General features: G+C 60.6%; 22 protein-coding genes. 13 read left to right on the forward strand and 9 right to left on the reverse strand.

From position 1 onward, the window contains the following. Positions 1–58 precede the first annotated feature (58 nt). From KXD86_RS14530 to ribA, 6 genes are all read left to right on the forward strand, one after another. The gene (locus KXD86_RS14530; protein ID WP_228739604.1) at positions 59–994 is read left to right on the forward strand and encodes a M23 family metallopeptidase; all 936 of its coding nucleotides are present in this window, start codon (positions 59–61) and stop codon (positions 992–994) included. Between the two features lie 198 nt (positions 995–1,192). Then, positions 1,193–3,937: a preprotein translocase subunit SecA gene (secA, locus tag KXD86_RS14535; RefSeq protein ID WP_218636878.1), complete on the forward strand. Its 2,745-nt coding sequence runs from the start codon at positions 1,193–1,195 to the stop codon at positions 3,935–3,937. Between the two features lie 106 nt (positions 3,938–4,043). After that, a complete protein-coding gene (gene argJ, locus KXD86_RS14540) occupies positions 4,044–5,261 on the forward strand; it encodes a bifunctional glutamate N-acetyltransferase/amino-acid acetyltransferase ArgJ (protein ID WP_218636879.1) in 1,218 nt (405 codons plus the stop codon). Between the two features lie 2 nt (positions 5,262–5,263). Continuing rightward, positions 5,264–6,235 carry a Nudix family hydrolase gene (locus tag KXD86_RS14545; RefSeq protein WP_218636880.1) on the forward strand — a complete coding sequence of 324 codons (972 nt, stop codon included), beginning with the start codon at positions 5,264–5,266 and terminating at the stop codon, positions 6,233–6,235. A gap of 84 nt (positions 6,236–6,319) precedes the next feature. Continuing rightward, entirely contained in the window at positions 6,320–6,802 is a 483-nt protein-coding gene (gene moaC / locus KXD86_RS14550) for a cyclic pyranopterin monophosphate synthase MoaC (protein WP_218636881.1), read from the forward strand. Positions 6,803–6,943: 141 nt separating this feature from the next. After that, positions 6,944–7,558: a GTP cyclohydrolase II gene (gene ribA, locus KXD86_RS14555; protein ID WP_218636882.1), complete on the forward strand. Its 615-nt coding sequence runs from the start codon at positions 6,944–6,946 to the stop codon at positions 7,556–7,558. Positions 7,559–7,629: 71 nt separating this feature from the next. On the opposite strand, the gene dxs is transcribed toward ribA, so the two are convergent. The 4 genes from dxs to KXD86_RS14575 form a co-directional block, all read right to left on the reverse strand. Next, entirely contained in the window at positions 7,630–9,561 is a 1,932-nt protein-coding gene (dxs, locus tag KXD86_RS14560; protein ID WP_218636883.1) for a 1-deoxy-D-xylulose-5-phosphate synthase, read from the reverse strand. A 132-nt stretch (positions 9,562–9,693) separates the two neighbouring features. Continuing rightward, positions 9,694–10,590, reverse strand: a complete 897-nt coding sequence (locus KXD86_RS14565; protein ID WP_218636884.1) for a polyprenyl synthetase family protein — start codon at positions 10,588–10,590, stop codon at positions 9,694–9,696. After that, a complete protein-coding gene (locus tag KXD86_RS14570) occupies positions 10,590–10,844 on the reverse strand; it encodes an exodeoxyribonuclease VII small subunit (protein ID WP_218636885.1) in 255 nt (84 codons plus the stop codon). Before KXD86_RS14570 ends, KXD86_RS14565 begins: the two co-directional genes overlap by 1 nt. A 53-nt stretch (positions 10,845–10,897) precedes the next feature. Further along, positions 10,898–11,671, reverse strand: coding sequence for an NRDE family protein (locus KXD86_RS14575; RefSeq protein WP_218636886.1), 774 nt, complete (start codon positions 11,669–11,671; stop codon positions 10,898–10,900). 89 nt (positions 11,672–11,760) lie between these two features. Here KXD86_RS14575 and KXD86_RS14580 point away from each other — a divergent pair, with 89 nt between their 5' ends. The 4 genes from KXD86_RS14580 to KXD86_RS14595 all read left to right on the forward strand — a co-directional run bounded on the left by KXD86_RS14580 (position 11,761) and on the right by KXD86_RS14595 (position 14,868). After that, positions 11,761–12,558, forward strand: a complete 798-nt coding sequence (locus tag KXD86_RS14580) for a sulfite exporter TauE/SafE family protein (protein WP_218636887.1) — start codon at positions 11,761–11,763, stop codon at positions 12,556–12,558. A gap of 10 nt (positions 12,559–12,568) precedes the next feature. Next, positions 12,569–13,357, forward strand: a complete 789-nt coding sequence (lgt, locus tag KXD86_RS14585) for a prolipoprotein diacylglyceryl transferase (RefSeq protein WP_218636888.1) — start codon at positions 12,569–12,571, stop codon at positions 13,355–13,357. Further along, positions 13,354–14,193: a thymidylate synthase gene (locus tag KXD86_RS14590; protein ID WP_218636889.1), complete on the forward strand. Its 840-nt coding sequence runs from the start codon at positions 13,354–13,356 to the stop codon at positions 14,191–14,193. The genes lgt and KXD86_RS14590 overlap by 4 nt, the downstream gene beginning before the upstream one ends. A gap of 165 nt (positions 14,194–14,358) precedes the next feature. Next, complete coding sequence (locus KXD86_RS14595; RefSeq protein WP_218636890.1) at positions 14,359–14,868, forward strand: dihydrofolate reductase; 510 nt, start codon at positions 14,359–14,361, stop codon at positions 14,866–14,868. On the opposite strand, the gene KXD86_RS14600 is transcribed toward KXD86_RS14595, so the two are convergent. After that, complete coding sequence (locus tag KXD86_RS14600; RefSeq protein ID WP_218636891.1) at positions 14,865–16,379, reverse strand: DEAD/DEAH box helicase; 1,515 nt, start codon at positions 16,377–16,379, stop codon at positions 14,865–14,867. The genes KXD86_RS14595 and KXD86_RS14600 overlap by 4 nt on opposite strands. A 195-nt stretch (positions 16,380–16,574) precedes the next feature. On the opposite strand from KXD86_RS14600, the gene KXD86_RS14605 reads away from it, so the two are divergent. After that, positions 16,575–17,363: an acyl-CoA thioesterase gene (locus tag KXD86_RS14605; RefSeq protein WP_218636892.1), complete on the forward strand. Its 789-nt coding sequence runs from the start codon at positions 16,575–16,577 to the stop codon at positions 17,361–17,363. A 23-nt stretch (positions 17,364–17,386) separates the two neighbouring features. Here the strand turns inward: KXD86_RS14605 and KXD86_RS14610 are convergent, their stop codons facing one another. From KXD86_RS14610 to KXD86_RS14620, 3 genes are all read right to left on the reverse strand, one after another. Further along, positions 17,387–18,286 (reverse strand): haloalkane dehalogenase, encoded by a 900-nt coding sequence (locus KXD86_RS14610; RefSeq protein WP_218636893.1) that lies wholly within the window; start codon positions 18,284–18,286, stop codon positions 17,387–17,389. Positions 18,287–18,432: 146 nt separating this feature from the next. Next, positions 18,433–18,687, reverse strand: a complete 255-nt coding sequence (locus tag KXD86_RS14615) for a hypothetical protein (RefSeq protein ID WP_218636894.1) — start codon at positions 18,685–18,687, stop codon at positions 18,433–18,435. A gap of 71 nt (positions 18,688–18,758) precedes the next feature. Beyond that, positions 18,759–19,103, reverse strand: coding sequence for a hypothetical protein (locus tag KXD86_RS14620; RefSeq protein ID WP_218636895.1), 345 nt, complete (start codon positions 19,101–19,103; stop codon positions 18,759–18,761). Positions 19,104–19,255: 152 nt separating this feature from the next. On the opposite strand from KXD86_RS14620, the gene KXD86_RS14625 reads away from it, so the two are divergent. Then, positions 19,256–20,347, forward strand: a complete 1,092-nt coding sequence (locus tag KXD86_RS14625; protein ID WP_218636896.1) for an AI-2E family transporter — start codon at positions 19,256–19,258, stop codon at positions 20,345–20,347. A gap of 115 nt (positions 20,348–20,462) precedes the next feature. Beyond that, entirely contained in the window at positions 20,463–20,885 is a 423-nt protein-coding gene (locus KXD86_RS14630; protein ID WP_228739607.1) for a peptidoglycan-binding domain-containing protein, read from the forward strand. 66 nt (positions 20,886–20,951) lie between these two features. On the opposite strand, the gene ilvD is transcribed toward KXD86_RS14630, so the two are convergent. Continuing rightward, entirely contained in the window at positions 20,952–22,787 is a 1,836-nt protein-coding gene (ilvD, locus tag KXD86_RS14635; protein WP_218636897.1) for a dihydroxy-acid dehydratase, read from the reverse strand. Positions 22,788–22,912 lie beyond the last annotated feature (125 nt).

Below are 22,912 nucleotides of genomic sequence, written 5' to 3' on the forward strand. Positions count from 1 at the left end.
CCGGGGCGCAACACTACAGGAATCAGGTTGCGGCTCAACGATGAAACCAGATGACACTATGAACATTATCCTTGTTGGCAAGCGCCATGGGAAATCCCGCGTGGTAGCACTGAACGGTGCCGTTGCCGTCGGCCTCGTTCTTCTTGTACTTGCCTTGCTTGTTTCTGCGGGCTGGGCGGGCTACCAGGTCGCGATCAGTGAAGCCGAGGCGGAGAAGCCGACCCCGTCGGGTTTGGTTGCCCACTGGAAGGCCCGTCTGGATGAGCAAAAATCCGAATTGGTTGCCGTTGAACAGGAAGCTCAGCGACAGATTGACGCGCTGACGCTCCGGTTGGGGGCAATGCAAGGGCGCTTGCTCCGGCTGGATGCGCTCGGCCAGCGGTTTGTTGAGTCCGGCCTGGTCGCCAGCGAAGAATTTGACTTCAGTGAGCCGGCGGCCGTTGGTGGTCCGGAAGGCGGTGCCGGCAACGAATCCTTCACCGTGCCCGGACTGACGGCGATGATTGAACGGCTGGAAGCTCAGCTCGACGATCGGGAACAGCAGCTGCGCCTGCTGGACAAGCTGGCCTCCCGTCAGAAGCTGGAAGACGAGATGTTTGTCGAGGGACGACCAATCACCTGGGGCTGGTTATCCTCCAAGTACGGCTACCGGTCCGACCCGTTTACCGGAAAACGTACCTGGCACGATGGTGTCGATCTGGCCGGCAAGGATGGTAGTGATATCATTTCCGTGGCCGGCGGCGTCGTTACCTGGGCAGGGGAGCGGTACGGATATGGCAATCTGGTGGAGATCGATCATGGCGACGGTCTGGTGACCCGGTACGGGCACTGCAAGACCATCAAGGTCAAGGTGGGTGATGTTGTCCAGAAAGGCCAGGTTGTTGCGCTGATGGGCAGTACCGGGCGCTCCACCGGGCCCCACGTGCACTTCGAGGTACTGGCCAATGGACGGTCCAAGGATCCCGTAAAATACATCGCGCGATCAAGCAACTGAGCGCTGTTTCAATCCGGTTTTCCTGCCTTTCCCTGCGTTCCTGAATCGCCGGCGGCGTCCCGATTTGTCGGGGCTGGCGATTGGGGACACATCAATAAGTTACCCCAAACCCCGCGGCTGTGCGGCCTACCTTTTTTCCTGTCGCGAAATAAGGTTAGAATGCCCGCTTCCTCCGTTTAATCAAAGAAGCAGTGGTCTATGTTCACAAAGCTTGCAACCAAGATGTTCGGCAGTAAAAATGCCAGAGAAATCAAGCGCATGCGCAAATCGGTGTTGCGCATCAACGAACTTGAAGAACAATTTGGCAATTTGTCCGACTCCGAGCTGCAAGGCAAGACCGCTGAGTTCCGTCGCCGCATTGAAGAAGGTGAAAGCCTGGAGGCCATCCTGCCGGAGGCCTTTGCTACGGTCCGTGAGGCCAGCCGACGGGTCATGGGCATGCGTCATTACGATGTCCAGCTGATTGGTGGTATTACCCTTCACGAAGGGCACATTGCGGAGATGAAGACCGGTGAGGGCAAAACCTTGGTGGCGACCGCCTCGGTTTACCTCAATGCCTTGCCGGGCAAGGGCGTCCACGTGGTGACCGTGAACGATTACCTGGCCCGCCGGGACGCCGACTGGATGGGAAAACTGTACCGGTTCCTAGGGTTGCAGGTCGGCGTTGTCGCCTCGGGCCAGCCACCGGAAGAGAAGCGCGCGGCCTACCAGGCTGACATTACCTACGGCACCAACAATGAGTTCGGCTTCGATTACCTCCGTGACAACATGGCGTTCAGCACCGAAGACAAGGTGCAGCGTGGGCTCAACTACGCCATCGTCGATGAAGTCGACTCGATTCTGATCGATGAGGCGCGGACGCCGCTGATCATCTCCGGCGCCGCCGAGGACAGTTCCAAGCTCTACAAGGCGATCAACGAGCTGATCCCGAACCTGGAAAAAGGTGAGGTGCCCGAAGAAGGCGAGCCAACAGGCGACTTCACCATCGACGAGAAATCCCGTCAGGTCGAACTGACCGAATCCGGCCACGAAAGGGTCGAAGAGTTGCTGCTCAATCAAGGCCTGTTGGCTGAGGGCGAGAGCCTCTATTCAGCGTCCAACCTCAGCCTGTTGCATCATGTGCATTCCGCACTTCGGGCCCACCACCTGTTCCAGAAAGACGTGGATTACATCGTCCAGGGCGGTCAGGTGGTCATCGTTGATGAGCACACCGGCCGGACCATGCCGGGTCGCCGTTGGAGTGAGGGTCTGCACCAGGCGGTGGAGGCCAAGGAAGGAGTCAATATCCAGGCTGAGAGCCAGACCCTGGCGTCCACCACCTTCCAGAATTACTTCCGTCTATACGACAAGCTGGCGGGCATGACGGGTACCGCCGACACCGAAGCTTTCGAATTCCGCCAGATCTATGGCCTCGATGTGGTGGTGATTCCGCCCAACAAGCCGATCCAGCGTATTGATTACAATGATCTTGTCTACCTCACCCAGGAAGAGAAGTTCCATGCGATCATTGACGAGATCAAGGATGTCACGACCGAGGGGCGTCCCATACTGGTCGGTACGGCGTCCATCGAAGCCTCTGAGCTGCTGTCGATGCTGCTCAAGAAGGCCCGGATTGACCACAAGATCCTGAACGCCAAGCAGCACGACTCGGAAGCCCTGATCATCGCCCAGGCTGGTCGTCCCGGCGCGGTGACCATCGCTACCAACATGGCCGGTCGTGGTACCGACATCGTGTTGGGTGGTAACTGGGAGTTCGAGGTCGCGGATATGGACAATCCGTCCGAGGAAGACGTCGCGAAGATCAAGGCCGAGTGGACCGAACGCCACAACCAGGTGCTGGATGCCGGCGGTCTGCACATCATCGGCACCGAGCGCCACGAGTCCCGTCGGATTGATAACCAGCTGCGTGGTCGGGCCGGTCGTCAGGGCGACCCGGGCTCCTCCCGTTTCTTCCTGTCCCTGGAAGACAACCTGATGCGCATTTTCGCGCCGGATCGGGTCAAGAGCCTGATGCAGGCCATGGGCATGAAGAAGGGCGAGGCCATCGAGCACCGCATGGTCACCAACGCAATCGAGAAATCCCAGCGCAAGGTGGAAGGTCGCAACTTCGACATGCGTAAGACGCTGCTTGAGTACGACGACGTGGCCAATGACCAGCGTACCGTGATCTACGAGCAGCGTAACGAGGTGATGTCTTCAGAGGACATCTCCGAGATGGTGGATACCATTCGGGCCGATGTCGTTGACAGCATGATCAGCGAATACATCCCGCCCCAGAGCATGCCGGAACAGTGGGATGTTTCCGGGCTGGAATCCCAGATCCAGTCGGAGATGGCGCTCGAGCTGCCAGTGCAGAAGTGGCTGGAAGAGGACAGCAACCTTTACGAGGAAAATCTCCGCCAGAAGATTCTTGATGAGGTTGTCACTGCCTACAAGGCAAAAGAGGAGATTGCCGGCTCCGAGGCCATGCGCAAGTTCGAGAAGCAGGTCTTCCTGCAGGTGCTGGATACCCTGTGGAAGGAACACCTTTCCAACATGGATCACCTGCGCCGCGGTATTCACCTGCGTGGCTATGCCCAGAAAAACCCCAAGCAGGAGTACAAGCGCGAGGCGTTTAACCTGTTTGAGGACATGCTGGAAACCATGAAGCGCGATGTCACTCGGGTGCTCTGTCATGTTCGGGTCCAAAGCCGCGAGGAAATGGAAGAGGTTGAGCGTCGTCGCAAGCAGGAGCTTGAGCAGGAACTGGCCCGGGCTCGCCTGCGCCATGACCAGACCAGCGCGACCGCCGAGAGCCAGCGCGAGGCCGAGGGCCAAGGGGGGCAGCAGCCTGCGGGTACGCCCGAGACCTATGTCCGGCAGGAGCGTAAGGTCGGGCGCAATGAGCCGTGTCCGTGCGGGTCTGGCAAGAAGTACAAGCAGTGTCATGGCAAGGTCAGCTGATCGCCGGCACTGAGTTGAAATCGAAGACCCGCAACCTGGCACGATCAGGCTGCGGGTTTTTACGTTTTGAATGGCCTGTTTCAGGCGTTATCAGAGGAGATGCAGGATGGCGGTAGGTCCCGGAACCTTGCCCGAATTTTTCCCGGTTGCCGGAGTTCGGTTGGGAATTGCCAGTGCCGGAATCAAAAAGCCCGGCCGGAAAGACATCGTGGTGTTCGAGTTGGCGTCGGAAAGCCGGGTTGCCGGTATTTTTACCCGTAACCAGTTCTGTGCCGCGCCCGTGACACTGAGCCGCCGACACCTGGCGCAGAAAGCCCCGCGCTACCTGCTGATCAATACCGGCAATGCCAATGCCGGTACTGGCGAGCGCGGTATGGCCGATGCCCTTGCCTGCTGTAATGCCTTGGCTGAAAAAGCCGGCGTGAATTCGGCGGAAGTGTTGCCATTTTCCACCGGTGTTATCGGTGAACCGTTGCCGGTGGCGAAGATTGTAAATGCCCTTCCCGACGCGCTCGCGAATACCGATGAGACCCATTGGGCGGAGGCAGCCAGCGGCATCATGACCACGGACACCCGTCCCAAAGGAGCAACCCGTCGGTTGGATCTCGATGGCCATACCGTCACCATCTCCGGCATCAGTAAGGGCGCGGGCATGATTCGCCCGAATATGGCTACCATGCTGGGCTTCATTGCCACCGACGCCCGCATTGAGCCCGGGTTGCTGCAGACCCTGGCATCCGAGCTCGGAGAGAAGTCCTTCAACCGGATCACCATCGACGGTGACACCTCGACCAATGACTGCTGCATGCTGATGGCCAGCGGTCAGTATGGTGGGCCGGAGATTGATGCAGATAGCCCGACTCTGCCGAAGCTTCGGGAAGCGCTGGAGCAGGTATACCTGGAGCTGGCCCACGCCATTGTCCGGGACGGGGAGGGCGCCACCAAGTTTGTCACCATCGACGTCAGCGGCGCCGCGGACCAGAAGGAGGCTCTGGACGTCGCCTACACGGTGGCGCATTCCCCCCTTGTGAAGACCGCGCTGTTCGCTTCGGACCCGAACTGGGGTCGGATTCTGGCGGCGGTTGGACGTGCCGGGGTCCCGGACCTGGACCTTGAGGCGCTGGAGATCTTCCTTGGGGACGTTTGTCTGGTCCGCCATGGCGGGCGCGCCGACGACTATTCGGAAGCGCGGGGACAGGCTGTGATGGACCGCGAGGAGATCACCATCGCCATCGACCTGAAGCGAGGCGATGTCAGGGAAACGGTCTGGACCTGTGACTTCTCCCACGACTACGTCACCATCAACGCCGAGTACCGGACCTGAGCATGACCGGAGTCAAGCCTGCGGTCAGGGAAGTGCATGTAGCGGTGGCGGTCGTGATCCGTGAAGGCAGGGTGCTGATTGCCCGGCGGCCGGATCATGTGCATCAGGGCGGGCTGCTGGAGTTTCCCGGTGGCAAGGTGGAGCCGGACGAAACCGTCCAGCAGGCACTGGTGCGGGAAATCGCTGAGGAAACCGGCCTGAGCGTGCCTGAGGGCTCTCTGAAGCCCGTTATTGGTATTCGCCATGACTATGGCGACAAGCGGGTGTTTCTGGACGTCTGGCGCACTCAGGAAGCCATCGGGGTGGCCGAGGGGCGTGAAGGTCAGCCGATAGAATGGTTGCTGCCCGGTGACTTACGGGATGAGGATTTTCCCGCGGCGAACCGGCCCATCATCCGGGCCCTGAGGCTGCCGCCGGTGCTGGCCATTACCGGTGCCATCGAAAATGTCGCAGACGGTCTGCGAGGGCTTCAAATGGCGCTGGCGGGCCTGTCGTCGGACCTCGTGGTTTTGCGGGCTCCGGATCTGCCAGTCGAGGATTACCTGCGATTGGCGGAGCGGGCGGTTCCGTTGTGCCGCGACGCCGGTGTCGGAGTGATCGTCCATGGCGCGCCGGCGACGTTTCGGGAGACTCCGGGCGCGGCCGGACTGCATTTGCCCTGGCGGCAAGCCGAGACGTTGTCGGAGCGTCCGATTCCCCCGGGTGCCTGGCTGGGTGTGTCCTGCCATGACGCGGGGCAATTGGTCCATGCGACCTCGCTGGGCGCGGATTACGTCACGCTCGGACCGGTAACCCCCACGCCCACGCACCCCGAGGCCAGGGGCATCGGCTGGGCCGAATTCGGACGCCTCGCCCGCGCCGCCCGGGTTCCGGTCTATGGTCTGGGAGGCCTGGGGCCGGGTGATGTAGCGCGAAGCCGTGATGAGGGTGGCCAGGGCGTGGCCGGTATCCGGTTCTGGTGGTCCGCACGCTGACGATGACGGCGGTGTTGGCGGTCATCTGGTATGCTCGTCATCCTGCATGAGTCATTCCCCGGTTCAAGAAATCCTGGAGACGCTGTGAGCAAACTGACGCATCTTGATGACAAGGGTGAAGCCCGCATGGTCGATGTGACCGAGAAAGCGGTCACCGAACGTGAGGCCCGTGCCGAGGCCACCATTCGTATGGCGCCGGAAACACTGAACATGATTGTTGACGGTGAACACCCAAAGGGTGATGTGCTGGCGGTCGCCCGCATCGCAGGCATCATGGCGGCCAAGAGAACCCACGAACTGATTCCGTTGTGCCATTCGCTCAACCTCACCTCGGTGAAGGTGGAGCTGACGCCCGGCGATGATGGCGCGTCGGTCCATATCCTGACCCGCTGCAAGCTCTCTGGCCAGACCGGTGTCGAAATGGAGGCGCTGACCGCGGCCAGCGTGGCGGCCCTCACCCTCTATGACATGTGCAAGGCGGTGGATCGCGGCATGGAAATTGGCGCGGTTCGTTTGCTTGAGAAGAAAGGTGGGCGCAGCGGCCATTGGGTGGCAAACAGCCCCTGAGTTTTAATCCGCAATGTCCCCTGGTGCGTAAATCACCAATATCTCAGCATCATCGGAGGCGCTACAGTGCCGGGACTACGCCAAGCAGACGGCCGCGTGATAGAATGCGCGGCCCGATTGACTGAACCACGAGGAAAGACTGTGGCTGTTCGTTACATCCAGACCTGCCGGTTGCCGACCCCGTTCGGGGTGTTTGACATGCACGGCTTCGAGGAACCGGACACTGGCAAAGAGCACATAGCCCTGACATTGGGTGAATTGAACAGCGCGGAACCCATGCTTGCCCGGACTCACTCCGAGTGCCTTACCGGCGATGCGCTGTACAGCATGCGCTGTGACTGTGGTTACCAGCTTGAAGAGGCCCTGCGCAGTATTGCCCGCGAAGGTCGGGGTATTCTCATGTACTTGCGCCAGGAAGGCAGAGGCATTGGCTTGTTGAACAAGATTCGCGCCTACCACCTGCAGGACCAGGGTGCAGACACCGTCGAAGCCAATGAACAGCTCGGTTTTGCGGCAGATCTTCGGGATTACAGCATGTGCAAAGACATGCTGGAGCATCTGGGTATCACAAGTCTGCGGCTGATGACCAACAACCCCCGCAAGGTCAAGGCGCTGTCGTCCTATGGCATCGATATCGCCGAACGGGTGCCCTTGCATGTGGGACGTAATCCCCACAATGAGCATTACCTCGACACCAAGCAGAGCAAGCTCGGCCACTGGCTCGAAACCCATCAGGACGACGATCCCGACGTGTGATTCGCCGCGTCAGGTTCGCGCAAAAAAAAGCCCGCCATAACGGCGGGCTTTTTCGTGTCGGCGATCGGAGACTACTTGACCGCTTTGAGGCTTTGTCTTTGCAGGCGTTCCATCCGCTCCTCGATGTCGGCGCGGATGCCCTCAGCGTCGAGGCCGCAGTCTTTCAGCAGTTCGCCGTGCTTGCCATGGTCAATGAAGGTGTCGGGCAGGCCCAGCTGTAACACGGGCATCAGTACCTCACATCGATTCAGGAATTCGGTCACGGCGCTGCCAGCCCCGCCGGCAATGGCGTTCTCTTCCAGCGTCACCAGCAATTCATGCTGCTCGGCCAGCGCCAGCACCAGTTCCTCATCCAGCGGTTTCACGAAGCGCATGTCCGCGACGGTGGCGCCCAATGCTTCCGCGGCTTCCAGGGCCGGCGCCAGCAGTGTGCCAAAGTTCAGGATGGCCACACCGCTGCCTTCGCGGACGCGGCGCCCCTTGCCGATGGGCAGTGCCTGCAGTTCCTGCTGGATGGCCGCACCGGGACCGGTGCCGCGCGGGTAGCGAACCGCAGCCGGGCCACTGAACATCAGCCCGGTGTGCAGAAGCTGCCGGGTTTCGTTCTCATCGGAGGGCGTCATGACCACCATGTTGGGAATGCAACGAAGGTAACTGATGTCGAACGCACCGGCGTGGGTGGGCCCGTCTTCACCCACCAGTCCGGCTCGGTCAATGGCGAACAGTACATCCAGATTCTGGATGGCAACGTCGTGGATCAGCTGGTCGTAGGCTCGTTGCAGGAACGTGGAATAGATGGCCACCACCGGTTTGGCATTGTCACAGGCCAGGCCAGCGGCCAGGGTAACGGAGTGCTGTTCGGCAATGGCGACGTCGAAATATCGGTCCGGGAAACGTTCAGAGAACGCCAGCAGGTCCGAGCCCTCACACATGGCCGGAGTGATGCCCACAACCCGTTCGTCCGCGGCCGCCGCGTCGCAAAGCCATTGGCCGAAAACGTTGGCGTACTTCGGCTTGGCTGGCTTGGGCTTGACCGGTTCCGGCTTGCTGGGTGGCACCGGGTCGATCTTGTTGATGGCATGGTAGCCGATGGGGTCTGCCTCGGCCGGCGCGAAGCCCTTGCCCTTGGTGGTCACCACGTGCAGGAACTGTGGGCCTTCCAACTCCCGGATGTTCTCCAGGGTTTCGACCAGCAGCGGCAGGTCGTGACCATCGATCGGACCGATGTAATTGAAGCCCAGTTCCTCGAACAGCGTGCCGGGTGCAATCATGCCCTTGAAGTGCTCTTCGGTCTTCTTGGCCAGCGCCATCAGGTGGGGCGTGCCCTGAAGCACTTTCTTGCTGCTGTCCCGGACCTGGTTGTAGGTCCGGCTGGATAGCAGCTTGGCGAAATAGTTGGACAGACCACCGACGTTACGGGAGATCGACATGTCGTTGTCGTTCAGGATCACCAGCATGTCCGCATGCAGGTGGCCGGCGTGGTTCAGGGCCTCGAAGGCCATCCCTGCCGTCATGGCGCCGTCCCCGATCACGGCAATGCTCTTGCGACCGGTTTTCTGGAGACGCGCGGCAATGGCCATGCCCAGTGCGGCACTGATGGAGGTGCTGGAGTGGCCCACGCCGAAGGTGTCGTACTCACTCTCTGCCCGTTTCGGGAACCCGGCCAGACCGTCTTTACGACGGATCGTGCCCATCTGTTCCCGCCGCCCGGTCAGTATCTTGTGAGGATAGGCCTGGTGGCCGACATCCCAGACCAGGCGGTCTTCCGGGGTGTTGAACACGTAGTGCAGCGCAACGGTCAGTTCCAGCACGCCCAGCCCCGCGCCGAAATGGCCTCCGGTCTGTCCAACCGACCACAGCAGAAACGCCCGCAGCTCCCTGGCCAGCTGGGTGAGCTGGTCAGCCGGTAGTTCTCGCAGCTGGGCCGGTGAATCCATCCGGTCCAGCAGCGGGGTATTCGGCCGCTGTGACGGGATTTCCTTGAAAATATAAGTGTCCTGCATCTGCTCGGGTCTTTTCCGGAATGTTCGGCAACTGCCTGGCATTATAGGGGAACAGGACCGCCTGTTTCACACCTATCGGGCCAGTTGTTGCGAGATTGTTAAGCTCAGTGTGCGCCCTTCTGGCGCCGGGATTCAATGGGTCCGTGCCACCACGTAATCGGCCATGGCGCGCAGTGGGTCTGCCTCCGGGCCGAAGTCCCTGAGACTCTCCTGTGCTCGGGTCAGCAAGGTCGCCAGATGCTCCCGGGCACCGGCCGCGCCCAGCAGGGCCGGGTAGGTGGGTTTGGCGCGAGCCGCGTCCGAACCCTGCGGTTTCCCAATGACCGCGGTTTCGCCTTCGATGTCCAGCAGATCGTCCTGAACCTGGAACGCCAGCCCCAGGGCCCTGGCGTAGTCGCCCAGGTTGTCCAGGGCCGAGTCGGGGAGGCCAGGGGCCGTCAGTGCGCCCAGCCTCACACTGGCTTCAATCAACGCGCCGGTCTTGTGCCTGTGCATCGTCTCGAGCTGGTCGAGGGACAGGGTCTTACCAACCGATTCCAGATCAATGGCCTGACCACCAACCATGCCATGATGGCCGCTGGCCCTGGCCAGTTCGTGCACCATGGCAAGCCGCGCCGGGGCGTCGATTCGGTCGTTTCCGGATAGCCAGCGAAAAGCCAGTGCCTGGAGAGCGTCACCGGCGAGAATCGCCGTGGCCTCATCAAATGCAATGTGGGTGGTCGGCCGGCCCCGGCGCAATTCGTCGTCGTCCATCGCGGGCAGGTCGTCGTGGATCAGGGAGTAGGCATGGATCAGTTCCACCGCACAGGCGGGCGCCAAAGCCTCGTCTCCGGTCTGCCCGGCTGCCTTGGCCGCGGCCAGGCAAAGCGCCGGTCGAATACGCTTGCCGCCACCGAGTACGCTGTAGCGCATGGCTTCCTGCAGGCGTTCGGAGGCGGAGCCGTGTTCCAGACAACGTTCCAGTTCGGCGTCCACCCGGACGCGACAGGTCTCGAGGAAGTCCTGCGCCAAGTTGTTCTGATCAGTCATCAATCCGCGTCGTCCGGAGTAAACGGTTGGGTTTCCAGGGTGCCATCGCTGTTCTGGACCAGTTGTTCGACCCGCTGTTCGGCACTCTTCAGGGCTTTCTGGCACTCTCGGGTCAGCTTGACGCCGCGCTCGAACGCGGTCAGTGATTGTTCGAGAGACAGCTCGCCCTGTTCCAGATCCCGGACGAGCGTTTCCAGTTCATCAAGGGATTTCTCGAAATCGGCTATGGATGCGGCGCCTTGTTCACTGGCCATCAGGGCCCTCCAATGGGTGGCAGAATTTCGCGGATTATATCAGAGCTTGCGGGCTACCGCTGCCAATGGAAGCGCCGGCAGTGCTGCGGTTGGGCGTTAGGCCCCCAACTCTGTTCGCTGACCCTTATTTCGCCGCTGCGGGAAACGCTGACAACGGTCGTGGCTCGGGTGCCGTAGGCCTCACCGACAATGAATGGCGAGGACAGGAAGCGCTCGGTATCAATGCCAACGCCGGTGTCCGGCAACAGGTGGTCGGGTGCCGGAGTTGTGTCCTGCAGCAGATGGATCAGGTCCTGGTGCAGTGTTTCGGCGTCGTCGCTTGCCGACGCCACCGTCTCACCTACGGCCTGTCGCAGGCGCAGCAGCTTGGGCCAGGGCGTCTGCAGCAAGTGATTGCTCAGGCCATACAGGCCTCGATGAATGTGTCGGCCGGGATGAGCGTCACGATTGCTGTAATACCAGCCCGACGAATCGTTCAGGTGCACCAGGTTAAAGCCGGCGTACTGACCCGGTTCAGCGGATAAGCTGGCGGTCAGCTCCGCGAGTGGTTCCTGAAGGGCCCGAAGCGGCAGCTCCCCACGACTGTGGCGGCCGTCCTCTGGTGTGCCTTCCCGGACGTTAGTCACCGCGCTGATCGTGCCGTGCCGGGAAACGGCCAGCCAGGTGCCACCGGACTGCAGGTCCCGGCCGGCCAGTATCCGGTTGCCCTGATCCGTGTCCCACCAGTCCATCGGGGCTGTTGGACGTCGGAAAAACTCGTCCCGGTTGGCGGCCACCACCAAGGGAAAGCGGGCGTTCTGGCCAAGGGTAAAGGCGATAAGACACATGGTGGTGCGCGACGCTCCCGGATTTAATGAAGTTGGCACTTGCGGTGTGTATCATACCAGCCTTGTTGAGCGGGGCTATGGACAAGGCGATGACCCTGATTTACGTATTTGCATCCTATCTGGCGCTCGGCGCCCTGGCTGGAACGCTGGCGGGCCTGTTCGGTATCGGTGGCGGGCTGATCATTGTTCCGGTGCTGATTTTCAGTTTCGGGCTGCAGGGCATCAGCCCTGAAATTGCCGCCCACCTGGCCGTTGGTACTTCGCTGGCGACCATTGTGTTCACCTCCCTCAGTTCCATTCGTTCCCATCACCGGCATGGGGCCGTCCGCTGGGACATCTTCCGGCCGATGGCGCTGGGAATTGTCTTCGGCGCGGTGATTGGTGCCTGGTCCGCATCGCTGTTGAGCGGGCCGGCGCTGGAGTTGGTCATTGGTATATTCGTCATCGCGGTCGCCATCAAGATGCTCACAGGCGCCAACCCCAAGCCTGGACGCTCCGTACCTGGACAGCCTGGCCTGGTGGCGTCCGGCGGTGTGATTGGCTGGGCATCCGCCATTTTCGGAATCGGCGGCGGTACCCTGACCGTGCCTTACATGACCTGGTGCAACGTGCGTATGCAGAATGCCGTGGGTACTTCCGCGGCGTGCGGCTTACCCATCGCCATTGCCGGCGCGCTTGGTAATGTCTGGACAGGCTGGGGCAATACCTACCTGCCCGAATACAGCGTTGGGTTTATCTACCTGCCCGCCCTGCTGGGCATCATCCTGACCAGCGTGCTGTTTGCCCGTGTGGGGGCGGCACTTGCGCACCGCTTGGATGCCGCAGTGCTGAAACGAATATTTGCCGTAGTCCTGCTGCTGGTAGGGCTCCGTTTTCTTTTAAGCTGAGAGGTTGTCGATGCTGCAGCATCCCCAGATTGATCCGGTGGCCATCGCCATCGGTCCCCTCAAGATTCACTGGTACGGCCTGACGTATCTCGTTGGTTTCATTGCCGGTTGGTGGCTCGGGCGTTTGCGTACCCGCAAGCCCTGGTCGCCGATCAATGAAGAGCAAATGGGTGACCTGCTGTTCTACCTGGCCCTGGGGGTCATTCTGGGTGGCCGTTTTGGCTATGTCGTCTTATACAACTTCGACGCCTTCCTGGCGGACCCGCTCTGGTTACTGCGGGTCTGGGAGGGGGGCATGTCTTTCCACGGCGGCCTGCTGGGCGTCATGTTGGCGATGTGGTGGTACGGTCGAAAGGTTGGGGCCGGTTTCTGGAAGATCGCTGATTTCGTGGCACCGCTGGTTCCGGTGGGGCTTGGCGCCGGCCGTATCGGCAACTTCATCAATGGTGAACTCTGGGGCAAGCCGACCGATGTGGCCTGGGGCATGGTGTTTCGAACGGCGCCGGATTCCCTGGCCCGCCACCCCTCCCAGCTCTACCAGTTTGCGCTTGAGGGCATTGCGCTGTTCGTTATCCTGTGGTGGTTTTCGGCGAAACCCAGACCGCGGATGGCGGTGTCCGGAATGTTCCTGATCTTTTATGGCGTGTTCCGGTTTATGGTGGAGTTTGTGCGGGAGCCGGATCCGCAACTCGGATACCTGGCATTTGACTGGCTGACCATGGGTCAGGTGCTGTCGACGCCGATGATTGTCGCGGGGGCCGTCCTGATGTTCATTGCTTACCGGAGAAACGCGGAATGAAAGCCTATCTCGACCTGATGCAGGATGTTGTGGATAACGGATTCGAAAAAGGTGACCGGACCGGCGTCGGCACGCGATCCGTGTTCGGACGCCAGGTCCGCTTTAATCTGCAGGATGGCTTCCCGTTGGTGACCACCAAGAAAGTCCACCTGCGCAGCATCATTTACGAGCTGCTCTGGTTCCTGAACGGTTCCACCGATAACACCTGGCTGAAAGAGCGCAAGGTGTCGATCTGGAACGAGTGGGCCCTGGACGATGGGGACCTGGGCCCGATCTATGGCAAGCAGTGGCGCAGCTGGCACTGTCCGGACGGTCGCGTGGTTGACCAGATCAGCGAGGTGATCGAGCAGATCCGCACCAAGCCCAATTCCCGACGGTTGATCGTATCCGCCTGGAACCCGGCCGAGCTGCCAGACGAATCCATCAGCCCTCAGGACAACGTTCGCGAAGGTCGCATGGCATTGGCACCCTGCCACTGCCTGTTCCAGTTCTACGTGGCCGACGGCAAGCTCTCCTGCCAGCTCTATCAACGCAGTGCTGACCTGTTTCTCGGTGTGCCGTTCAACATTGCCTCCTACGCCCTGTTGACGCACATGATCGCCCAGCAATGCGACCTGGGTGTCGGCGAGTTCGTCCACACCTTTGGTGATTGCCACCTGTACCAGAACCACCTGACGGACGACATTGTCTTCGAGCAGCTCAAGCGCGAGCCGCGAGCCCTGCCGAAGCTGGTGATCAAGCGCAAGCCGGCCTCGATCTTTGACTATGAGCTGGACGATTTTGAGTTCGAAGGTTACGACCCTTATCCGGGGATCAAGGCGCCGATCGCGATTTAAACGTCAGCGGGCTGTTTCTTAAGCCTGATTGATAGCGGTAGGTGGAGCCTTTCAAAACTGTGCGGAGCCATGGATGGCGGAGCTCAAGCGCCACAGGGAGGTGCTTGAGCGGGTTTTGAAAGGCTCCACCTGCCGCTTGTCAACGCCAAAGCAAGAGGATCCGAAATGAGGAAAGCCCTCATCGTCGCCATGTCCCGTAACCGGGTCATCGGTCGCAACAACAATCTTCCTTGGTACCTTCCGGGCGACCTGCGCTACTTCAAGCAGGCCACCATGGGCAAGCCCATCATCATGGGGCGCAAGACCTGGGATTCCATTGGCCGGCCACTGCCGGGCCGCATGAATGTCGTCATTTCCCGAAATCCGGACTGGCAGGCACCCGCCGGCACGGTGGCGGCAACGTCGCTGCAGGATGCGTTGGTCAAAGCCGAGGCTCAGGCCGAGCTGGAAGGGGGAGACGAGGTGATGATCATCGGGGGCGGCCAGATCTATACCGAGGCGCTACCGATGGTGGATCGAATGTACGTCACCCAGGTGCACGCAGAAGTGGACGGGGACGCGTTTTTTCCGGAAGTGAACTGGGACCAGTGGGAAGAGATCGGACGGGAGGATTTCTCCGCGTCCGACAACAATCCGTACGACTACAGTTTCGTCGTCTATCAGCGCCAGGCTTAAGCCTGGCGAGGTGGGCGTTTTCCTGCGGGCTTGCCGCCCTTGCCGGGCGGTTTACCGCGACCGCCTGGGCCGCCTTTGCCCTTGGGCCCGCCTTTCTTGAAGCCCCCTTTCGGGCCCTTGCGAAACTCGCCGGGACGCCCGCCTTTGCGATCACGGCGGGGTGGGGTGGCCGAAACCACCGGCAAGGCTTCCGGCTGCTCCAGCGGCAGTGAGCCGGGCTGCGCAGCTTCCATCCAGCACGCCAGGGCACCGGCAACCATCGCCATATCCATCTCATTACGCTCGGCAATCTCGTCGAGCAGCGACATCGCCTTTGCCAGTTTCCTGTCCTCTGCGAAACCCAGCAGTTGGGCTTCAAACTGCTGTTCCCGCATCTTCTTGAGATCGGTGGGGGACGGCAGTTCGTAGGCTTCCATCGGCGAATTGGTGGCGCGCTCGAGGGTCTTCAGCCAGCTCCGCTCACGGGGAGTGACCAGCAGGATGGCCTTGCCAGTACGACCGGCGCGACCGGTCCGGCCCACCCGGTGGATGTAGGCTTCCGTATCGTAGGGCACGTCGTAGTTGATAACGTGCGTGATGCGAGAGACGTCCAGGCCGCGGGCGGCGACATCGGTCGCAATGATGATGTCCTTCTTGCCACGCTTCAGGTCTTCAACGGTTTGCTCGCGCTGGCGCTGATTCAGATCGCCACTCAGGGGCGCGACGGCATGGCCGCGTGCCGACAGTTTCTCCGCCAGCATGGTGGTTTCGGCCTTGGTGCGCACGAAGATAATGGCGGCATCGATCGGTTCGACTTCCAGGATGCGGGTCAGGGCGTCCAGCTTGCGCTCGGCGTAGACCGGCAGGACGAACTGGGAGATCCGCTCGACTGTTCGGGTTTCGCTCTCGATTTTTACTTCGGTGGCATTGCGCAGGTAGGTCTGGGCGACCTTCTTGATCTGCGGCGGCATGGTGGCCGAGAACAAGGCGCGCTGGCAGTTCTCGGGCGTCTTGGCCAGGATCGCTTCGACATCGTCAATGAAACCCATGCGCAGCATTTCGTCGGCTTCGTCCAGAACCAGAGCCTTGAGGCTGTCCAGTTTCAGGGTGCCCTTGCGCAGATGATCAAGCATGCGCCCGGGGGTGCCAACGATGACCTGGGCGCCGCGTCGCAGGCCCTTGATCTGCGGATAGAAGTCCTGACCTCCGTAGATGGGCAGCACGTGGAACTGGCGGAATTTGCTGGCATAGGTGGTGAAGGCTTCCGCCACCTGGATGGCCAGCTCTCTCGTCGGTGCCAGGACCAGAATCTGGGGCTCGCTGAGGCTGGCGTCAATTCGGCTCAACAGCGGCAGGGCAAACGCGGCGGTTTTACCGGTGCCTGTCTGGGCCACGCCCAGAAGGTGGTTGCCGGCCAGCAGCGCAGGGATGGACTGAGCCTGGATGGGTGACGGTTTTTCGTAGCCAACTGCGGTCACGGCTTCGAGAACGGCCGGGTCCAGACCCAGTTCGGCAAAGGACAATTCTGACATTGATTTACTCGGAATTCGGGGGGTAAGGCATTGTCGGGCAATGCACGATGTGGTCGGATTATAGCGGCTTTGGAGCCTCTTTAATATGGATATTCCCACGATCCCTGTAGGTAGTTGCCGGTGCGCAGGATTGCGTTGGCGGCCTATCTGCGGCAGTCTCCCTGTTTGCCGATAGGTTGCTAACAGGAATCCAGAATGACCTTTGATCAGTTGTTGTCGTCGGTCCGGTCCGGCGAAGAACTTGTAATTCCTGCCAGTTGGGGCCAGGGGCGAGCCAGTTTTGGCGGTCTGGTTGCCGCGCTCATGTTTGATCGCATGGAACAGCTGGTGAGTCCGGGGCGGGCCATGCGATCAATGCAGGTGTCGTTCGTTGGCCCTGTTGAACCCGGGGTGCCGGCCACCTTCCACGCCGAGATCCTGCGTGAGGGCAAGGCGGTGAGTCAGGTCCAGGGACGTATTGTGCAGAACGGCGAGCCACGTCTGGTGTGCCTGGCCAGCTTTGGCGGAGACCGGGAGTCCGCGGTTCAGGTTGACCCGCTGCCGGCCCCCGAGGCGCAGCCGGTCGACCAGTGCCAGGCGTTACCCTATATCCCGGGTGCCACCCCCGAGTTCACCCAGCACATCGAGATGCGCTGGTCCTTCGGGCATATGCCTTTCTCCGGCAAAGGCGGTCGGGAAATGGGGGGCTGGATGCAGTTTCGCGAGACGCCCGAAACCTTTTCCGACGCCCACATCGTGGCGCTTGTGGACGCCTGGCCTCCGGCGCTCCTGCCGCACCTGAGTGATCGGGTACCGGCCAGCTCACTCAGCTGGGCGCTGGACATCGTCCACCCTCGTCCGACCCTGACGCCCGGCGACTGGCTGCTGTACAAGGCGAGCATCGATCAGGCAGGCGCCGGTTACGGCCACACTCAGGCTGGGATCTGGACAGCCAAGGGTGAACTGGTGGCGCTCAGTCGCCAGACTGTGACGGTATTTGGCTGATCCAGAGTCGGGAATGGGGCGGCTCAGGCCGCCATTTCCGACTTCAGGGCGTCTACGATGATGCGGGCGAAATCTTCCGGGGAGTCTTCCTGCAGGAAGTGCCCGCCCCTCAGCGTGATGTGCGGTTGGCCATGGGCTCCGGGAATGCGGCGCTGCATGTAGCGGTCTCCGCCCCGGGTAATCGGATCGCCATTGCTGAAGCAGGTGATGAAAGGCTTGCGCCACTTTTCCAGCACTCTCCAGGCTTCCTTGTTGGCTTCACCGGACGGATCATCGCCGGATACCGGGACCAGTTTCGGAAATGCCCGGGCACCTGCCTTGTAGTCCGCGGTTGGGAAGGGGGCTTCGTAAGCGGCCAGTTCCGCCTTCGAGAGGGTGCGTTCGGTGCCCAGTTGGACAATACGGCCAATCGGGAACCAGGGGCTGTGGCTGGCAAAGGCCTTCCACAGCGTAAACACCGTTGGAACGCGATCCTCGCCGGTCGGCAGCATGCCATTACCGACGATGATTCGACGGAAGCGATGCGGGTGTTCCGCCGCCAGCCTCAAACCCAGCAGCGATCCCCAGTTCTGGCAAACCAGGGTGATGTCCGTGAGGTCCAGGGTTTCCAGCCAGTTTGTCAGCCATTCCATGTGGCGGTCGTAGCTGTAGTCCTCGATGGCTGCGGGCTTGTCGGATTTTCCAAAGCCAATCAGATCCGGTGCCAGGACTCTGTGCCCGGCGGCGGCCACGTGCGGAATCATGTGCCGGTACAGGTAGGACCAGGAGGGTTCTCCATGCAGCATGAGAACCGGTGACGCGCTGTCCGGACCCTCGTCTACATAGTGCATCCGCAGGTTGGGTGCGACATCAAGATAATGCGGAGCAAAAGGGTAATCCGGAAGACCTGCGAAGCGGGCTTCATCGGTTCTCAGAATACGCATGCCATCGACTGTCCTGACTGATTGGTTGCGTGATTGTCGAAGGCTTCCGGCGGGGGAAGCCCAGTAAGACAATCGTCGACAAACAGGATAAAGCAGATGGAAATTTTGTGTGTTTGAGTTGCGTAACAGTGCGTTGCCGCTTTGAATCAGGACGCCATTCCGAACAGTTGTTCCGAATCGTCGATGCTGGCCATGGCCGCATCGCAGCAGTTTACGGCGCCGCAGTCATCGGCCGAACACAGGCCGACGGTCATGCATTCGACGTCCCGGATATGATTGCCTTCGTTCCGGAAAATCCGGGCGCGAGACAGGATCGAGCGACAGTGACCACAGAGTAGGGTCGGGACGGCACTGCCTTCAGCAACCAGGGCAGTGTAGATTTGTTGATCGTTCTTGCTCATGTTTATCCTCCTGATAAAGTCCAACCTAGGGATGGAGTGTGACAAATTAAAGTCTCCAGCCCCATTACGCCTTAGTTATCCGGATCGACCACCGGTCGACGGTTGGAACGCTTGTCTTCCCAATCAAGCTCCTTCGGATCATACCAGCCTATGCCATTCAGGACCTTTTCGCGAGTTGTCGGAGAGAGGGTTGGCCACAATTCCTGAAAATCGTCCAGGCCAAGCTCCCGCTGCCGCAGCTGTTTGCTTTGCAGGCGGTTAATGGTACGCGGGAGCTGAAGGGCCTCACCCAATTGACCCGGAACCAAAACCTCCTGCCCCAACACCTTGCGGCGATGGGTGCGGGCAGCCAGCACCCGACGCAACTCAATGGCGGCTTCGAGGGCGGTTTCCGGAGTAAACGTTTCCAATTCCAACAGCGCGACCTGTTTAATAGCTGATCAACAACCGTCCACTATAACCTGAAGCAGGCTACAGTGGCCATGTTGCCGTGATAGGCTAGCCCTGTTCTGCGGCTGAGGCCGTACAGGGCTGTCTTTGCTCTCACTTGTCAGGAAAAACCACAACTATGTACGCAAAACTGGAAACACGGACCTTTCTCGCGATGTTGGTGGGGGTTTCCCTGGCCTTTGTCTGGCTGATGAAACCGTTTTTCGGCCCCATCTTCTGGGCCGTGGCCATTGCCTTGATCTTCCATCCAGTGCAGCAGCTATTGGTCCGAAAGCTCGGGGAACGGCCCAACATTAATGCGTTGATAACGTTGGTTATCTGCATGGTGATCGTCGTGATTCCGGTGCTGGTGCTGATAACCTCGCTGATTGCAGAAGGCGTCGGTCTTTACCAACAGATCCAGGCCGGCGAGATACGACCGGGCGAGTACATTGATCAGGTCAACAAGTCGTTTCCCGCCATCCAGTCGTTTTTGGCTCAATTCGACATCAACTTTGCCGAGATCCGCGATCGGGCAGTGAGCATTTTCGTCGGAGGCAGCCAGTTCCTCGCCAAACAGGCGCTCGGGGTGGGGCAGAATACCTTTCAGTTTTTCCTGGGCCTGGCCCTGATGGTCTATCTGGCGTTTTTCCTGTTACGCGACGGTACCAAACTCGTGGAACTGATGATTCGTGCGCTGCCGCTGGGTGATGAGCGTGAGCGACTGCTGTTTGCCAAGTTTGCCGAGGTGACCCGGGCGACGGTGAAAGGGAATCTGCTGATCGCCATCATTCAGGGAGCCCTGGGGGGGCTCATTTTCTGGCTCCTCGGGATCAACGGTGCGCTGCTGTGGGGTGTGGTCATGGCCATCGTGTCGCTGTTGCCCGCCGTGGGAGCCGCGCTGGTCTGGGTGCCCGCCGCCATCTACCTGGCGGCCATCGGTGACGTGGTTGAGGCCGTCATCCTGACGGTCTTTGGCGTTGTGGTGATTGGCCTTGCGGACAACTTGCTGCGCCCGGTCCTGGTGGGTCGGGACACCAAACTGCCTGACTACATCGTGCTCCTGTCCACCCTGGGCGGGATTGTTATGTTCGGAATCAATGGCTTTGTGATGGGCCCCCTGGTGGCAGCCCTGTTCATGGCGTTCTGGGGGATCTTCATCCGCGAGTTCGGGGAGGGCGCAGGGCGGGTGGACCAGGTCGGTTCCGGCGCCGCGCAGCGCGACGAATGAGTGGGTGAGGTTACATGTCGCGAAAGTATGATAGGATTTTCATTGTTTGCCCCAGCCTGTGGAGATAGGCACCACAAAACAATAAAGAAACGGGTATCGGCAAGATATCAGGAGTATGCAGGTGAGTACCATGAGAAACGCGACCAACCATCTGGGCCGTCTGGCGATTGCGGCCGGCACAGCGGCTTTGCTTGGGCTGGCGCCCGCGGCCTATGCGGATGAAACCGTTGCCCTCAAAAACGCGCTCTACGGAGCAGGGTACAACATCACAAACGTCAGTTCGCAGATGGACGATGCCACCCGCGCGGCACTGACCAAGTTTCAGAAGGAAAATGGCCTTCAGGCGACGGGAATGCTCGACGACGAGACGAAGAAGGCGCTGGGAATGATCTCGGTCCAGGTGGCTGCGGCGTCAACGGCACCGGCCCAGAACAGCAGCGCGCCTGCCGAAGCTGAGTCTGCGGCACCCGAGCAGACCGAAAGCACCGACGAGGGTGCGATCGAGGAAGACGACGACGGTGGCTGGTCACTGTGGTAAACCGGCCCTGACAAAAAAAGCCCGCCAGGCAACCTGGGCGGGCTTTTTTTGTGGGCGGGTGAAGGGTCAGTCGAGCTTGCTAAGATCCCTTACCGCGCCCTTGTCCGCGCTGGTGGCCAGCAGGGCATAGGCTTTCAGGGCCGCCGACACCTTCCGGTCCCGGGCCAGCTCGGGTTTCCAACCCCGGGCATCACGAGCTTCCCGGCGACGATCCAGTTCGTGCTGATCCAGTTCGACATTGATTGTGCGATTCGGAATGTCGATGCGGATACGATCGCCATTCTCGATCAGGCCGATGGCTCCTCCCGCTGCGGCCTCAGGTGAGGCATGGCCAATCGACAGGCCGGATGTGCCCCCGGAAAAACGACCATCGGTGAGCAGCGCGCAGTCCTTGCCCAGCCCCTTGGATTTCAGATAGCTGGTGGGGTAGAGCATTTCCTGCATGCCGGGTCCGCCCCGGGGACCTTCGTAACGGATGATGACCACCTCACCCGGCTTGACCTCGTCGCTCAGGATACCGGCGACGGCGGAGTCCTGGCTTTCGAAAACCCGGGCCGTCCCCTCGAACACGTAGATGCTTTCATCGACCCCCGCGGTTTTCACGACGCAGCCATCCTGCGCGATGTTGCCGTAGAGCACCGCCAGTCCGCCTTCGGATGAATACGCGTTCTCGACCGAACGGATGCAGCCGGTCTCGCGGTCACCGTCGAGGGTTGGCCAGCGAGTGTTTTGACTGAACGCCGTCTGGGTCGGGATACCGGCGGGCCCTGCCTTGTAGAATTCAACGACCTCGCTGGGCGGCGAACGCATGATGTCCCAGGTTTCGAGCGCTTCCTTCATCGTCTTGCTGTGAACGGTGGGCAGCTCTGTGTTGATCAGTCCGCCGCGCTCCAGTTCCCCGAGAATACCCATGATGCCGCCGGCCCGATGCACGTCTTCCATGTGGTACTTGGGCGAGTTGGGGGCGACCTTGCACAACTGGGGCACCCTGCGCGACAACTGGTCGATTTCGTTCAGGGTAAACGGAACGCCGCCTTCCTGGGCCGCGGCCAGCAGGTGCAGGATGGTGTTGGTGGAGCCACCCATCGCGATGTCCATTACCATGGCATTTTCAAAGGCGGCCATGGACGCGATGCTCAGTGGCAGAACACTGGCGTCCTCATCCTCGTAATAGCGCCGGGCATTCTCCACAATCTGACGACCTGCCTTCAGGAACAGTTGCTCGCGATCGGCGTGGGTGGCCAGCAGGGAGCCGTTGCCGGGAAGGGCTAGACCGATGGCTTCGGTCAGGCAGTTCATGGAGTTGGCGGTAAACATGCCGGAACAGGAGCCGCAGGTCGGGCAGGCACTGCGCTCGTACTCGGCCACAGTTTCGTCATCGGCGTTGGGGTCGGCGGCAATAACCATGGCGTCGACCAGGTCGAGCTTGTGCTCGGACAGCTTGGTTTTGCCGGCTTCCATCGGGCCGCCGGAAACGAAAATGGTGGGGATGTTCAGACGCATGGCGGCCATGAGCATGCCCGGCGTGATCTTGTCGCAGTTGGAAATGCAGACCAGGGCATCGGCACAGTGGGCGTTGACCATGTATTCGACGGAGTCGGCGATGATTTCCCGGGACGGCAGCGAATAGAGCATGCCGTCGTGACCCATGGCAATCCCATCGTCCACGGCGATGGTGTTGAATTCCTTGGCGACGCCACCGGCTGCCTCGATTTCACGGCAGACGAGCTGCCCCAGATCTTTCAGGTGGACGTGACCGGGTACAAACTGGGTAAAGGAATTGGCGACCGCAATGATCGGCTTGCCGAAATCCTCGTTTTTCATACCGGTGGCGCGCCAGAGGGCGCGGGCGCCGGCCATATTGCGGCCAGCGGTGGAAGTCCGCGAACGATACTGAGGCATGATGTTCTGTTCTCTCTGTTATTACCTGATGGTGGTGTCGGGTTGGCTTTGATCGACCTCAAAGGATACCAGATTAGACTCCTATCGCATGGTTGTTTTAGCGGACCGTGTTTACAATACATAAC

This window comes from Marinobacter arenosus (assembly GCF_019264345.1).
Classification (GTDB): Bacteria; Pseudomonadota; Gammaproteobacteria; order Pseudomonadales; family Oleiphilaceae; genus Marinobacter; species Marinobacter arenosus.